Annotated in this window: 14 protein-coding genes; all 14 read left to right on the forward strand. The window is 36.4% G+C overall.

What is annotated here, in order from left to right; all coding sequences use genetic code 11:
- The first annotated feature begins 288 nt into the window (after window positions 1-288).
- On the forward strand, window positions 289-1,413 hold the full coding sequence (locus ACVWYG_RS08390; protein WP_457269740.1) for a glycosyltransferase family 4 protein: 1,125 nt from the start codon (window positions 289-291) through the stop codon (window positions 1,411-1,413).
- A 17-nt stretch (window positions 1,414-1,430) separates the two neighbouring features.
- A complete protein-coding gene (locus ACVWYG_RS08395; RefSeq protein ID WP_457269741.1) occupies window positions 1,431-2,291 on the forward strand; it encodes an ABC transporter permease in 861 nt (286 codons plus the stop codon).
- Window positions 2,292-2,371: 80 nt separating this feature from the next.
- Window positions 2,372-2,734: a four helix bundle protein gene (locus tag ACVWYG_RS08400; RefSeq protein WP_457269742.1), complete on the forward strand. Its 363-nt coding sequence runs from the start codon at window positions 2,372-2,374 to the stop codon at window positions 2,732-2,734.
- Between the two features lie 103 nt (window positions 2,735-2,837).
- A complete protein-coding gene (locus ACVWYG_RS08405; protein ID WP_457269743.1) occupies window positions 2,838-4,094 on the forward strand; it encodes an ABC transporter ATP-binding protein in 1,257 nt (418 codons plus the stop codon).
- A 53-nt stretch (window positions 4,095-4,147) separates the two neighbouring features.
- Window positions 4,148-4,798, forward strand: coding sequence for a class I SAM-dependent methyltransferase (locus tag ACVWYG_RS08410; RefSeq protein ID WP_457269744.1), 651 nt, complete (start codon window positions 4,148-4,150; stop codon window positions 4,796-4,798).
- A complete protein-coding gene (locus ACVWYG_RS08415; RefSeq protein ID WP_457269745.1) occupies window positions 4,795-5,559 on the forward strand; it encodes a glycosyltransferase family 2 protein in 765 nt (254 codons plus the stop codon). The genes ACVWYG_RS08410 and ACVWYG_RS08415 overlap by 4 nt, the downstream gene beginning before the upstream one ends.
- Window positions 5,559-6,599 (forward strand): glycosyltransferase family 10 domain-containing protein, encoded by a 1,041-nt coding sequence (locus ACVWYG_RS08420; protein WP_457269746.1) that lies wholly within the window; start codon window positions 5,559-5,561, stop codon window positions 6,597-6,599. Before ACVWYG_RS08415 ends, ACVWYG_RS08420 begins: the two co-directional genes overlap by 1 nt.
- Window positions 6,596-7,546, forward strand: a complete 951-nt coding sequence (locus ACVWYG_RS08425) for a glycosyltransferase family 2 protein (RefSeq protein WP_457269747.1) — start codon at window positions 6,596-6,598, stop codon at window positions 7,544-7,546. Before ACVWYG_RS08420 ends, ACVWYG_RS08425 begins: the two co-directional genes overlap by 4 nt.
- Complete coding sequence (locus ACVWYG_RS08430; RefSeq protein WP_457269748.1) at window positions 7,530-8,564, forward strand: glycosyltransferase family 4 protein; 1,035 nt, start codon at window positions 7,530-7,532, stop codon at window positions 8,562-8,564. Before ACVWYG_RS08425 ends, ACVWYG_RS08430 begins: the two co-directional genes overlap by 17 nt.
- Window positions 8,551-9,267, forward strand: coding sequence for an FkbM family methyltransferase (locus ACVWYG_RS08435; protein ID WP_457269749.1), 717 nt, complete (start codon window positions 8,551-8,553; stop codon window positions 9,265-9,267). Before ACVWYG_RS08430 ends, ACVWYG_RS08435 begins: the two co-directional genes overlap by 14 nt.
- The gene (locus ACVWYG_RS08440; protein WP_457269750.1) at window positions 9,258-10,496 is read left to right on the forward strand and encodes a glycosyltransferase; all 1,239 of its coding nucleotides are present in this window, start codon (window positions 9,258-9,260) and stop codon (window positions 10,494-10,496) included. The genes ACVWYG_RS08435 and ACVWYG_RS08440 overlap by 10 nt, the downstream gene beginning before the upstream one ends.
- Window positions 10,493-11,773, forward strand: a complete 1,281-nt coding sequence (locus tag ACVWYG_RS08445; protein WP_457269751.1) for a glycosyltransferase — start codon at window positions 10,493-10,495, stop codon at window positions 11,771-11,773. The genes ACVWYG_RS08440 and ACVWYG_RS08445 overlap by 4 nt, the downstream gene beginning before the upstream one ends.
- Window positions 11,774-12,271: 498 nt before the next feature.
- A complete protein-coding gene (locus tag ACVWYG_RS08450) occupies window positions 12,272-13,528 on the forward strand; it encodes a glycosyltransferase family 4 protein (protein WP_457269752.1) in 1,257 nt (418 codons plus the stop codon).
- Window positions 13,521-14,627 (forward strand): glycosyltransferase, encoded by a 1,107-nt coding sequence (locus tag ACVWYG_RS08455; protein ID WP_457269753.1) that lies wholly within the window; start codon window positions 13,521-13,523, stop codon window positions 14,625-14,627. The genes ACVWYG_RS08450 and ACVWYG_RS08455 overlap by 8 nt, the downstream gene beginning before the upstream one ends.
- Window positions 14,628-14,629 lie beyond the last annotated feature (2 nt).

Raw genomic sequence — 14,629 nt, forward strand, 5'->3', positions numbered from 1 at the left:
TCAACATGACGTACATGATGAGCACGACTAAAGACGCGAGATCGTCACGTCGAGTGCAGCGAGAGGTCTCACAACTCGGAATGTAGATTCGTAGCTTCGGCCGAAATAATTGTAGTCGGTTTCTTAACCCACTGCATACAATTATGCGAACAAGCCTAGCGAGTGTGATGTTTCCTGCGTCAACATGACGTGCATGGTGAAAAAAATAAACAGCTCGCAACGAATGTATGGCTGATCGCCTAAACGACAGACGGAAAACGCCCAACGACTAAACGACCAACAAACCCTTTGAAACCCAATAAAATCCTTTTCCTTACCCTTTACACCTTCAGCCTAACTGGCGGTGTAGAAAAAGTGTGCAGGGCAATGTGCAGGGTTTTAAGTCTTTTACAAAACGAAGATAAGTCTGCATCATTTAACACATTAAGCCTGCACGATAAAAACGAACCCGACGAAAAATACATCAGCTCAACAGACTTTACAGGATTCGCAGGTGCTAAACTTCGATTCGCCGTTGCAGCGGTTGCTAAAGGATTTAAAGTAAACGTGGTGGTATTAAGTCACATACATCTGTTACTATTCACAAAAATAATAAAAACGCTTTCTCCAAAGACACGAATTATATTAATCGCCCATGGCATAGAAGTTTGGGGAAAACTAAAACCTTGGAAACAAAAATTCCTACAAAACAACGTAGAAATTTGGGCTGTGAGCAGTTTTACTAGTAGAAAACTAGTAGAGGTGAACAATATTCCAAAATCGCAGATTAAAATATTAAACAATTGCTTAGACCCCTATTTCAAACTACCGAAAATCTACTCTAAACCTCGCCACTTGCTTATCAGATACGGTTTAACCGAGCAAGATAAAATTATCTATAGTTTGGCCAGGCTATCATCGGCAGAGCACTATAAAGGTTACGATAAAGTGTTAGAAGCAATGCAATATTTACCAAACATCTATTATATTTTGGCGGGCAAAGCCGATGAAGCAGAAGAGAAGCATGTGCAACAGCTTGTAAAAAAATATAGTTTGGAAAGCAGAGTCTTTATCGCTGGTTTTATATTAGAAAGCGAACTCAGCGATTATTACCTTATGGCAGATGTTTTCGCAATGCCGAGTAGCGGCGAGGGTTTCGGCATCAGTTTCATAGAAGCGGCAGCTTGTGGCTGTCCGATTGTTGCCGGCAATTTAGATGGGAGTAGTGATGCGCTATTGAACGGCGAACTTGGGATTTTGGTTGACCCTAATAATGTTGAAGAAATAAGAAATGCCATTGAAAAAACGCTGTATGCAGAAAAACGCTCATCGTCCGCACTACTACAAAAAAAATGCATAGAACATTTTGGCTTCGATCAGTACAAAAAAAGAGTGTTGGCTCTTCTCAAGTCAGGTGCGGAAACAACTCACTAAAAATAGGCATCAACTAATTGGAAGATACAGAACACAATTACGAATGGACCATAGAGGCAAAATCTTCTCTGTTCGATTTAAAAGGGAACGAAGTTTGGGCCTACAGAGATTTGCTTTGGTTGCTGGTGCGCCGCGATTTTGTATCATTTTACAAGCAGACTATTTTAGGTCCGCTGTGGTTTTTTATACAGCCATTATTTACCACCATCATTTTTACTTTTATTTTTGGAAACCTAGCTGGTATCTCGACAGATGGTTTACCAAAGCCTCTTTTCTACCTTGCAGGCATTACCGCATGGAATTATTTTGCAGATTGCCTAACAAAAACCTCTACCGTTTTTAGAGACAATGCCGGCGTTTTCGGCAAGGTTTATTTCCCGAGGTTAATTGTTCCGTTGAGCATTGTACTAAGCAACTTAGTGCGATTTGGCGTTCAAATGATTTTGTTCTTTATATTGATGGCGTACTATTATTTCTCAGGCGCAAACTTCCAACCCTCTTGGGCCATTACGCTGTTCCCATTATTAGTAATACTAATGGCAGTTTTAGGTCTAGGCGCTGGAATGCTTATTTCTGCCATGACGACCAAATATAGAGATTTAGCATTTCTCGTGGGTTTTGGCGTGCAGTTGTTAATGTATGCAACCACGGTCATTTATCCCCTATCCGTTGCTTTAGATAAATACCCAAAATATGCATGGATTATTAAATACAACCCCATGACGCCAATTTTAGAAACTTTTAGATTTGGCTTCTTAGGCGAAGGTAGCTTTAGTTGGTTGAGTCTAGGATACGTAACACTTATCAGTTTTCTAATGCTCCTTTTCGGAATAGTTATTTTTAACAAGGTGGAGCGAAATTTTGTGGATACCGTTTAGTCGTGGTTAGCGGTTAGAAGGTTAGGGATTAGATGGTTAGACGGCTAGAGGTTAGAAGGTTGGATTCAATTTAAATAGATATGCATTTATACTCGTTTGAAAAGCTTGATGTTTGGAAATTGTCCATGACATTGAGGAAAGACATATATCTTTTAACTACAAAATTTCCAAAAGAAGAGACATTTGGATTGACCAGCCAAATTAAAAGATCATCGAGCAGTATTGGCGCTTGTCTTGCTGAAGGTTCAGGAAAAATTACCGGAAAAGACAAAGCACATTATACAAATATGGCATATACCACCACCCTCGAAACATTAAGCCACCTAATTGCCGCTTTAGATTTAAATTACATCACCGAAGAAGATTATATTTTTTACAGAGCACAGATAGAAGTTATCACCGTTAAATTAAGTGGATTGCGAAAGTCCCAACTCAGTACCTAACCCCTAGACTCGTTTCTAACCACTAACCCGTTTCTAACCGCTAACCATTTTCCTAGCCGTTAACTCATTTCTAACCCCTAACCACTTCCTAACCCCTAACCCTTTGACACCCGCCATTAAAGTAGAAAACCTCTCCAAAGCTTACCAACTCGGTCAAATTGGCACTGGTACCATTAGTCGAGATTTAGAAAGATGGTTTGCACGTTTACGCGGAAAAGAAGACCCATTTTTAAAGATCGGTGAAAATAATGTGCAACATACCAAGAGCGATAATGACGTAGTTTGGAGTTTAAAAGACATTAATTTCGAAATAGAACAAGGTGACGCGGTAGGAATTATTGGACGCAACGGGGCGGGGAAAAGTACCTTACTAAAAATTCTAAGTAAAGTTACCGCACCTACTAATGGCAAAATATCTGGCAGAGGCCGAATTTCCAGCTTGTTGGAAGTTGGAACTGGCTTTCACCCTGAACTCAGCGGACGCGAAAACATCTTTTTAAACGGTGCCATTTTAGGGATGCGCAAAAAAGAAATCCAACGCAAGCTAGAAGAAATTGTAGATTTTGCCGGCGTAGAACGCTATTTAGATACCCCTGTAAAACGCTACTCGTCGGGCATGTACGTCAGGCTAGCGTTTGCGGTTGCAGCTCATTTGGAAAGCGAAATTTTAATTGTAGATGAGGTTTTGGCTGTTGGCGATGCAGAATTTCAGAAGAAATGTCTCGGTAAAATGAGTGATGTGAGCAAAGGCGAAGGTAGGACGGTGTTGTTCGTGAGCCATAATATGGATGCAGTTACTTCTCTTTGCAATACTGGATTGGTTTTAGGAAATGGTAGTGTTATTTTCTTAGGGGAAACACAAAACGCAATCGCTCATTATGAGAAACGAAGTAAATTGGGGCAAGTGCGTAAGCTATCTAATCATCCCCTTGGAAAAAATTTGAAGCTCAAACAATTTGAAATAAATAAAAGCCAATACAGAATTTTCGATGATCTTGACTTTAAAATTATTTTTGAAGGAGATCGTGAAAATGTATATACCTCAATAGCACTCAACATTTTTGATGAAGCTGATCACAAAATTGCTTTCATTGATCTGAGGAGAGAGAATATCAGAAAAAAAATGACAGCAGGTGACCTGTTTGAAATTAGCGGCAAAATAATGAGGCTACCTCTTTTGCCAGGAAATTATAGTTTAACGCTTCACGTTGAATCAAACTTAGTTTTTAACGACTACTTTGATCTCTTGCAATTTAATGTCGTTGAAAGAGACAATATCGCCGGAATATTACCCTACCCAATGCATGTCCGTGGTAGATTACAGATGGAGTGTGATTTTGATTATATCAATTTTGATTAATTGATTTTTTGTAAAACATCTATTGTTAAATAATTACACTACAACCTGAGATTGTGAAAGAACTTTATTCAAAAAAAGATATTTCTTATTATAGCCATACTCGTCCGGAAATGTTGAAATTTTTACCAAAAGACTTCAAAACTGTTTTAGATGTCGGTTGCGCTACCGGAAATTTCGGTGGAATGTTAAAAGATCTTTACAACTGCGAAGTTTGGGGTGTGGAACCAGATGAAAATTCAGCAAATATTGCAAAGAAAAAGTTAGACAAAGTCTATCATGGTATGTTTGATTGTTCTTTAGAAATACCACCTAAAAAAAAATTTGATTGTATAATTTTCAATGACGTACTTGAACACCTATCTGAACCAAATAAAGCACTAGATCTTGCTAGGAAAAATTTATCCGCTACAGGCTATATAATAGCTTCTATTCCGAATATTAGATATTATCCCGTTATTCTTTCTTTGCTGAGGTATAAGGACTTTAAATATTTAGATGCCGGAGTAATGGATAAAACCCACCTACGATTTTTTACAAAAAAAAGTATGATTAGGTTATTTGAAGAGGCAGGCTATAAGATTAAAACGATTGAGGGTATAAATCGTACCTCGTATAAATATTTATCAATATTAAATTTCCTTTCATTAAAGTCGTGCGATGACATGCATTTCCCACAGTATGCAATAGTAGCTTACAAAACATGATTGTAGAGAAAAAGATTATTGATATTATTATACTAAGCTATTCTAAGAATGAAGAACTCAGAAAACTCACAGAACAGACCATAAAAACCTGTTTAAAATCTGAAGATTCAAAATTAATTCAGTTCAACATCGTGGTTATCGAATCTAACAAAGGTAACGCACCTCATCAATTCGATAATGCAACAACAATTTGCCCAGATACAGAATTTGGTTTTCATAAATACTTAAACCTCGGCATAAAAGTCACTTCGAACGAATATGTTTGCTTGTGCAATAACGATCTAATTTTTCATAAAGGCTGGGCGACTGCAATTCTAAATACGATGGGTAAAGACCCTGAATTGATGAGTGCGAGCCCATATTGCCCCACTTTTCACGCCAATAGAAAAATTGACAAAACCGAAAATACAATTTATGGATATACAAATGGTATACACCTAGCCGGATGGTGCATTTTTGTTAAAAGAAAAATTTTCGACCAGATTGGGTTGCTAGACGAACGCTTTATTTTTTGGTGTTGTGACGACGATTATAGAATGACATTACAAGCCCAAAATATAAAACACGCATTGGTATGTAGTTCTATAGTTAAACATTTAGAAAGTACATCAATTAATGCTATAAATAATACGCAGAAAAGAAGTTTCCGCACTAAATTATACACAACTGCGCAACAACATTATTTCGATTATAAATGGAAGCACAAAAGTCGAATAATCTTGTATTTTAAGTATGTAAAACTGTTTGTTTTCGATAAATAATGACAGGAGGTCAAATTAAAAAGAAGATAAAAATTAATTTCCAAAACGGACTAGATTTTAGCTCATTTAAAAAAGAAGTTTTTGATATAAATGGCCTTAGCGACATTTTCAATTTTGAACTATCTGACAATCCCGATGTTATTATTTTTGGACCCTATGGAACGGACATTCCAAAAAAAGGCAATTACCTAAGAGTTGGCTATTTTTGCGAAAACATGGTGCCCGATTTTGACAGCTGTGAGTGGGCACTTGGCATACCAAGAGAAGAATCTTTTAAAAATCCACGGTATCGAAGAATTCAATGGCATGGAGTAAACCCGAATAATTTGGTCAAAACTTTATCTGAAAACGACATTGATAGGATAATTAATCAGAAAAAAGAGTTTTGCAACTTTACCTTCTCTAATCCTGTGCAATATAGAGAAGCCTTTTTTAAACAACTTTCAAAATATAAGAAAGTTCATGCACCCGGAAAGTCAATGAATAACATGAGTTCATTCGATAACCTTTATACAGGTAATTTTTGGGAAAGAAAACGTCAGTTTTTATCAAAATATAAATTTACAATTGCATTCGAAAACTATGTTTTTCCCGGTTATCAAACAGAAAAATTATATGACCCAATGCACTCAAATAGTTTACCTATTTATTGTGGAGATCCTTTTATAAGTGAAATATTTAACACAAAAAGCTTCATCAATGTAGAAAATCGAGATTCTAACCGAAGAATTTGGCCCGTGAAATTTTTAGAAAAAAATGCTCAGCCAAATTTTAAAAACGATTGCAATCCAGTTGAAAACAATAAATTAAGTCAAAAAGTTATAAGAAAATTAAAAAAAATTGGACGCTCACAAAAAATGAAACTACAATTTAGACCTTCCAGTTTCGAACCCATTATTGAGGAGATAATACGAATTGATAGCGATGTTGATCACTATGCCAAGATGTTGCGAGAACCGTGGTTAAAAAACAACGAGCCATTGACAGGAGCAATGATGGATAGTTATTGGATGGAAATTTTTTCAGCGAGAAAGCCATGACGGCATTAGTTTCTGTAATTATTCCGGTTTATAATTGCGAAAATCATTTAGGAAAGACTATTGAATGCGCCGTAAATCAGACTTGGCCAAACATAGAAATAATTGTTATTGATGATGGATCTACAGACAACTCGTTGCAAATTGCCAACAAATATGCTGCCGATTTTAAAAACGTAAAAATTTTTTCACAGAAAAATAATGGTGCAAGCTCTGCCCGCAACCTAGGGTTAGAAAATTGCAAGGGGGAATACATCCAGTTTTTAGATGCAGATGATTTGTTATCCCCCACAAAAATTGAAACTCAGGTTGATATTTTAAAAAACAATAACAATTGTATGACTAGTTGTAGCTGGGTGCGATTTAAGAATAATACTACTGAGACGATTGGAGAGATAGGCCCACACGAAAGCATTAGTAAGACTTTAACACCAACACAATGGCTTTTAAAACAGCATACTATGCTAACCCACGCTTGGCTTTGTCCAAGAAGTATTATTGATAAAGCGGGAAAATGGGACACATCACTAACTTATAACGACGATGGAGAATATTTTGCAAGAGTAGTAGCGCATGCAGAAAACCTAATCTTTGTACCGAATGTAAAGGCGTACTATAGACTTAGTAAAAAAAACTTAAATCTTTCTAATTTGAATAGTGAGACGAAGCACTACTCAGCCTATTTAGCAAGCCTTACTTATAAAAATGTTATTTATAAACTAACAAATAAATCTCCCGCAGCTCAAGTGGCTTTTGGAAATCATCTAAAACAAATAATGTTTGGAGCATATCCAAAATACAACAAAGTTGTAAAGGCTTGTCTTAGTCATGACGAAATAAGGTTAGCAAATATCCATTATGAAGGTGGGGGGTTGTTAAGTATATTTCTCGTTAATATTATCGGTTGGAAACTCACCAAAAAACTTAAAACTTTTGTCTCAAAATTCTAAGTTGCGCATCGCGATTATTGCAGATCCATTTTTACCTGTCCCACCCGTGGGCTACGGCGGTATAGAGCGAATTATAAACTTACTAATTAACTATCTAGTCGCCCAAGAACATGAACTAGTTCTTGTTGCAAATAAAGACTCGAAGGTTAGCATTCCCTTAATTCCATTCCCAGAACAAAGCGGAAAGTTGAAACATTTGAATAACATTTTAGCAGTTAATAAGATTAGAGCATTTAAGCCAGATATCATTCATAGTTTCGGTCGATTGGCATATCTACTCCCCTTTTTACGGTCAGATATTCCAAAAATAATGTCTTACCAAAGAGAGCCTACTTTAGCGCAAATAAGCAAATCTATTAGACTTGCAAAAAGCAACACGCTAAGTTTTACAGGTTGTAGCAATTACATTAGCAATAAAATTAAAATTGTAGCTAGCGCGACAACTATCTACAATGGTTTCCCTCCAGATACCTACACCCCGAATTTTGAAATTGAACAAGATGCGCCATTGGTTTTTCTGGGGCGTTTGGAGGAGATAAAAGGCGTGCATCTTGCCATTGAGGTTGCACGAAAAACAAATAGAAAATTAGTTATTGCGGGTAACATTCCGCCCGAGGGAAAAGATTATTTCGAAACGGCTATACAGCCACACTTAAATGAGCAAATTACCTACATCGGAATAGTAAACGATGAGCAGAAGAATGAAATGCTAAGACACGGCGCTGCATTATTAATGCCAATACTTTGGGAAGAACCTTTTGGTATTGTAATGGTAGAAGCAATGGCATGCGGAACGCCCGTAATCGCACTAAATAGAGGTTCGGTACCAGAGGTGGTTACAGAAAATGTAACAGGCTTTGTTTGTAAAAACGTAGATGAATTGATAACAGCCGTAAACCAAATAAAGAAACTTAATAGAGCTAAAGTTTATAAAAAGGCATCACAAAGATTTAATAGCGATGTTATAGGAGAAACCTATTTAAACTTATACCGCAATAAAATAAATGAGTTTAATTAAAGGGATCATTCCCAAAGGATTCAAAGATTTTCTAAAAGGCCGTCTTGGCGTTCCAAACATGTTTTCTAGTTTTAAGCAGATGAAAAAGCTTGGCTACTACCCAGAAGTAATTTTGGATATTGGTGCTTATCAAGGCGAATGGACGGCAGAAATGAGCAAGATTTTCTCTAACGCAGAATTCTTAATGGTGGAAGGGCAAAATGAAAAAGAAGAGGAACTAATTGAGGTTACCAAGAAAGTAGACAACTGTAGCTACAAAATTGCTCTATTGGGTGCAGAAACAAAACAGGTTAAGTTCAATAAATATGAAACGGCAAGCTCCGTTTTATCCGAAGAAAATACCACAGATGCAGAGGTAGAAGAAAGAACGCTTATTACCTTGGATGAACTTTTGTCTACAACCGAAAAGGCAAAAGATATTCTCGTAAAAATAGACACTCAGGGCTATGAATTGGAGATTTTAAAGGGCGCAAAAGAAACTTTAAAAACTACCAAGGTGGTGCTTTTAGAAGTATCGATGTTAAACATCTATAAAGGCGGACCACTGGTAGATGAAGTGATTCTGTTTATGAAAGAACGAGGCTTTTTCCTTTACGATATTTGTTCTATTGTTAGGCGACCGCTAGATAACGCGCTGTACCAATCTGATTTTATCTTTGTTAAAGAAAATGTCCTGAACCGCAACAGCACAAAGTGGGCTTAAAAAAAAAGACGGTCGTATTTATTACCTCCGGCCAACCAAGTACCAACCCTAGATTGGTTAAAGAAGCAGACACACTTTCTAAAGACGGATTTGATGTTACTGTAATTTACCAATACATCTCCAATTGGGCCACCAATGCAGATAAAGAACTCTTATCTGGTAAAGCCTGGCGATTTGTGGAAGTTGGAGGAAATCCGATCAACGAAAAAACAGTCTATTTGTTGAGTAGAGCTATCCATAAAATTGCTTTAAGCTTTGTGCGAAGATTTGGCTTAAAACCGGCTACTGCGAATCTAGCTATCGGTCGTTGCGGTTATTGCCTAGAAAAAGAGGCGAAAAAGCACAAGGCCGACTTATATATTGCGCATAATTTGGCCGCATTGCCGGCAGCTTGTAAAGCCGCAAAACAATACAAAGCCAAGTTTGGATTTGACGCTGAAGATTACCATAGGCAAGAACTTACAGACAATATTGACAGTTTCGACTATCGGTTAAAAGCATATATCGAAGAAAAGTATATGATGCAAGCAGATTATTTAACTGCGGCGAGTCCGTTAATTTCAAAAGAATACGAGCGCATTATTAACAAATCCCTCAACCCTATCTTAAATGTTTTCCCTAAAATAGTTGCTTCAAATCAACCATCAACAGATGAAGAAACTTTGAAATTATTTTGGTTTTCTCAAACCGTAGGACAAAATAGAGGTTTGGAGCAAATTATTGCTGCAATTGGAAAATTAAAAAATGATTCGATCAGTCTTTCTCTTTTAGGAAATACTAGTAAAAATATGAAAGCATATTTTTTGGCATGTGCAGTTAGCGCTGCGATGGATGAAAAGCAATTAAAATTTCTGCCACCTGTGGCGCCTAACAAAATATTAGAAATCGCTTCAAATTTCGACATTGGAATTGCTTCAGAACCGGGATTCTGTTTAAACAATAAACTAGCCTTGTCCAACAAAATATTTACTTACCTCACTGCCGGATTAGCGATTCTTGCATCTAATACAGCTGCACAAGCTGAGTTTCTGGTAGAAAACCCCGAAATTGGAGCTTTGTATCAGATTGGAGATACAGCAAAAATTGCTGCAATTATCGATGAACTTTTCAAGAATAGAAAGTTGTTGAATAATTATAAAAAGAATGCTTCTTACTTGGCTCAATCAAAGTATAATTGGGAAGTTGAAGAAGCGAAATTTCTAACAGTTATAAACCAAGTGCTCGATTGAAAAAACTACTCATCATTTCGCCGCACTTCCCACCGGTAAATGCGGCAGACATGCACCGCATTCGCACAAGTCTGCCTTATTTTGAAGAAAACGGATGGGAAGCAGAAGTGGTTGTGGTAAAGCAAAGGTACGTTGATTTACCGATCGACAACTTACTTCTAGAAAGTCTGCCAGAAAATATAAAAATCCATCAGGTTAGCGCATTTTCTAAAAAAACGACTTCTAAATTTGGTCTAGGTAGTTTGGCTTTGCGCAGCATGTATTTTTATAAAAAATACATAGATAAGCTATTAGAGAAAAACCCATTCGATTTAATCTATTTCTCTACTACAGAATTTCCGTTATGTGTACTTGGCGCCCATTGGAAAAAGAAGTTTAACATTCCTTTTGTTATCGATATACAAGATCCGTGGCATAGCGAATACTACCAAGACAAACCGAAAAACGAGCGACCGCCAAAATATTGGTTTTCTTATAATTTACATCGCTTGTTAGAGCCTATTGCTATGAAAAAGGTTTCGGGATTGATTAGCGTATCTGAGCATTACATAGATGACTTGCAAAATCGATACTCAGAAACAAAAAACATTCCAACTACAGTAATAACCTTTGCAGCTTCGGATTTGGATGGGGAGATTGCAGAAAAAAATGCTGAAAGTTTAGAAACTCCTTTGATAGACAACTCATTTATCAATTTAGTATATGTAGGCCGTGGTGGGTTTGATATGCAGCATGCTGCTAAATTGCTATTTAAAACTTTTAAGAGAAAACTAGATATCAATCTGCACAACTTTAAAAATATTAGATTTTACTTTATTGGGACGAGCTATGCGCCAAACAAACAGGGGATTAAAACGATTTCACCGATTGCCAAAGCATTTGGCATTGAAGAGTACGTATTAGAACAGACCGACAGAATTTCTTATTTCCATGCATTGGCTTATTTAAAAAAAGCAAATGGACTAATTATAGTGGGTTCAGACGATGCAAGTTATACCGCCAGCAAAATCTACCCATACATTTTAGCAGCGAAACCATTGCTAGCAGTTTTCAACGCAAAAAGTAGCGCAGCTAAAATTATCGCAACATGTAACGCGGGTATGGTTGCAGATGTAAATAATATAGAGGAAGCAGAAAAAATTATAGAGGGTTATTTAAGCGAAATGATTTTAGCAGAAACCACAAAAAATACAACCGATTGGGACATATTTTCTAAATATACCGCTAAAGAATTAACAAAGAAGCAATGCGAATTATTTAATGCTGCGATAAGTTGAGATTGATATTCTTGCTAAAAAAAGTAGTCATTGTGAGGCGTTTAAGCCGTGAGTTCGTCTACGCTGCACAGTTTGCGTGAGGGATTGAAGTGGAGCTCTTTTTTTATTTGGTTTTTTTTCGAAATAAAAAAAAGCGGGAACGATAAAGCCCGACCCAAAGTTGCGAGGAGGAACGACGAAGCAACCTGAAGGGGCACGCCCAAGTGGCAAATCTTAATTAAAAAAACAAAGAATACGCAACAATTTACATCTATATAAAGACTTACACATTGTATAGTTTCAACTAGCGAAGCCAAAAGATGAACGGAATTAAACAATACTATCTTTTATATTTAATCATCCCTTAGCAAGAAGGCGCAAAATACAAATCTTTTCTAAATTTCTCTTTTGGCAATTAAAGTATCGAATTTCAAATAAGCGACATAAAATAAACTTAATACATGGTGTAGCATTTTATGCTGAAATAAAATTGAATGGCATTACTAAAACCAGAATAGATTGTTGCCTAAATTAGCCATAATTACCACCCATCCAATTCAATACTTTGCTCCCGTATTTAAATTATTGGCTACTAGATGTGAGCTCAAAGTTTTTTATACTTGGGGGCTGGCTGGCGAGGCAGAAAAACTCGACAAAGACTTCGGAAAGACATTTAAATGGAACATTCCGTTATTGGATGGCTATGAATACGAATTTTTAGAAAACACGGCGAAAGATACCGGCTCACATCATTTTAGGGGCATCAGAAACCCAAAAATTATAAGTAGAATATCGCTGTTTAAACCAGATGTGATTCTAGTTTATGGATGGGCATATAAAAGTCACTTGAAAGTGTTACGAAGTTTTAGCGGCAGTATTCCAATCTGGTTTCGTGGCGATAGCACTTTAATGGATGACCAAGCCACTTTGAAAAAAACTATTCGGAAAGTGATCTTAACTTATGTTTACAAAAATGTGGATAAAGCGTTCTATGTAGGAAGCAAAAACAAAGAATATTTTAAAGCATTTGGATTAAGAGAAGATAAACTGATTTTTGCGCCACATGCAGTAGATAATGATCGTTTTGCCGAAAATAGAAAAGAAGAAGCAGAAGAATTGAGAACAGCATTAACTATAAAACCTGAAGATATTCTGATTCTATTTGCTGGAAAGTTTGAATGGAAAAAAAATCCAGAATTGCTATTGCAAGCATTTGTTGAATTGATAACGAGCAAGCGACATGGAATTACGAACAATGAGCAAGGAACAAGGAGCAAAGACCAACATGCCACGCTAGCTACTTCCCCTTTAGGAGCTGTCCGCACGACAGGGGTTCACTTACTCTTTGTAGGAAACGGTGCTTTGGAATCAAGTCTCAAATCTCACATCTCACATCTCACATCTAATCGCATTCACTTCATGCCATTTCAAAATCAAACCCAAATGCCGGTAATTTACCAAGCCTGCGATTTGTTTGTTTTACCCTCACAAACAGAAACTTGGGGCTTAGCTGTAAACGAAGCGATGGCATGCGGAAAAGCAATCTTAGTTTCTGATAAAGTTGGTTGTGCAATTGATTTGGTAGATACGACAAATGGAGCAATATTTAAAAATGGAGATCTTGACTCGCTAGTTAAAAAATTAGCGATTCTCACTCAAAGTAAAAGCTCACTTAAAGAAAGAGGAATAGAATCTGCTATTAAAATTAAAGCGTGGAGTTTTGAAAAACAATCTGAAGCGATCTTAGGCGAACTATCAAAGTTGGAGAATGGATAAAAAAGTGTTAGTTTTCTGTGGAGGAAGCTATGTTTTTGGTGCAGAGATTGTCACTCTTTCTGTTTTAGATGTTTTTAAATCCAATGGAATACAGGTTCATTGTATTGTATCGGGTTGGAACAATGGCGATTTTATCAAACGCTTAGAACAAAATTCTATCTCATTTACGGTAGTAAAACTTGGTTTTTTTTATCTTTCAAAACCATTATGGACGTTTGATACGCTGCTGCATTATCCTAGGGCTATTTATAAAATTAGACAAGTAATCAAAGACTTTAAGCCAGATTTTGTTCATCATGTAAGTTATAGATCTATCATCACAACATATCCCATAGTTCGAAAATTAAATAACTATCTCTTTGTATTCGATGCACATTTTGGAAACTTAAACAGAACGTATTTTAAAATATTGAATAACGTTGTTTTCCTATATGTTTCGGTCTCTGATGCCATTAGAAACAATCTGATAGACATTGGAGTAGATAAAAATCGAATAAGCGTCATTCATAATGGAATTAAGCTCACACAAAATATATCGCCAACAGCAGTTTATTCTACTATTAGATTTGGTATAATCGGCCAAATTATTCAAAGGAAAGGTCATAAATATTTAGTTGAGGCGCTTAAAATTTTAAAAGAAAAAAAACTTGAATTCGAGTTATCAATAATAGGCGACGGAGATGATATGTTCATTGAAGAATTAAAGGAGTACATTATCAAAAACAAACTCACTAAAAACATTAAATTTCTAAAATTTATCGCTGACCGAGATATCATATTCAAAGATTTAGATGTTGTATTAGTTCCAAGTGTAACTTCCGATCCATTACCAACTAGTGCAATGGAAGCAGGATTTTACTTCAAGCCTGCGATTGTTACCAATGTTGGGGGCTTACCAGAAATTATTGTCCAGAATAAAACAGGGGTTATCATAAATCCAGCATCTGCTGTTGAAATAGCCTCGGCGATGGAACGGTTCATTTTATTTCCGAATTTAGTTACTGAATATGGAACGTTGGCGAACGAACACATCACACAAAACTTTAACGTAGAAAAAAATACATTAAAGTTGATTGAACTTTTAAAACATACTGAGTAGCA

Source organism: Pedobacter sp. UYEF25 (assembly GCF_054061655.1).

What these genes read in the sequence shown, in the direction of transcription:
- ACVWYG_RS08400 (WP_457269742.1), top strand. Translation starts at nt 2,372, where the DNA reads ATGCATTTATACTCGTTTGAAAAGCTTGATGTTTGGAAATTGTCCATG.
- ACVWYG_RS08415 (WP_457269745.1), top strand. Translation starts at nt 4,795, where the DNA reads ATGATTGTAGAGAAAAAGATTATTGATATTATTATACTAAGCTATTCT.
- ACVWYG_RS08420 (WP_457269746.1), top strand. Translation starts at nt 5,559, where the DNA reads ATGACAGGAGGTCAAATTAAAAAGAAGATAAAAATTAATTTCCAAAAC.
- ACVWYG_RS08425 (WP_457269747.1), top strand. Translation starts at nt 6,596, where the DNA reads ATGACGGCATTAGTTTCTGTAATTATTCCGGTTTATAATTGCGAAAAT.
- ACVWYG_RS08435 (WP_457269749.1), top strand. Translation starts at nt 8,551, where the DNA reads ATGAGTTTAATTAAAGGGATCATTCCCAAAGGATTCAAAGATTTTCTA.
- ACVWYG_RS08455 (WP_457269753.1), top strand. Translation starts at nt 13,521, where the DNA reads ATGGATAAAAAAGTGTTAGTTTTCTGTGGAGGAAGCTATGTTTTTGGT.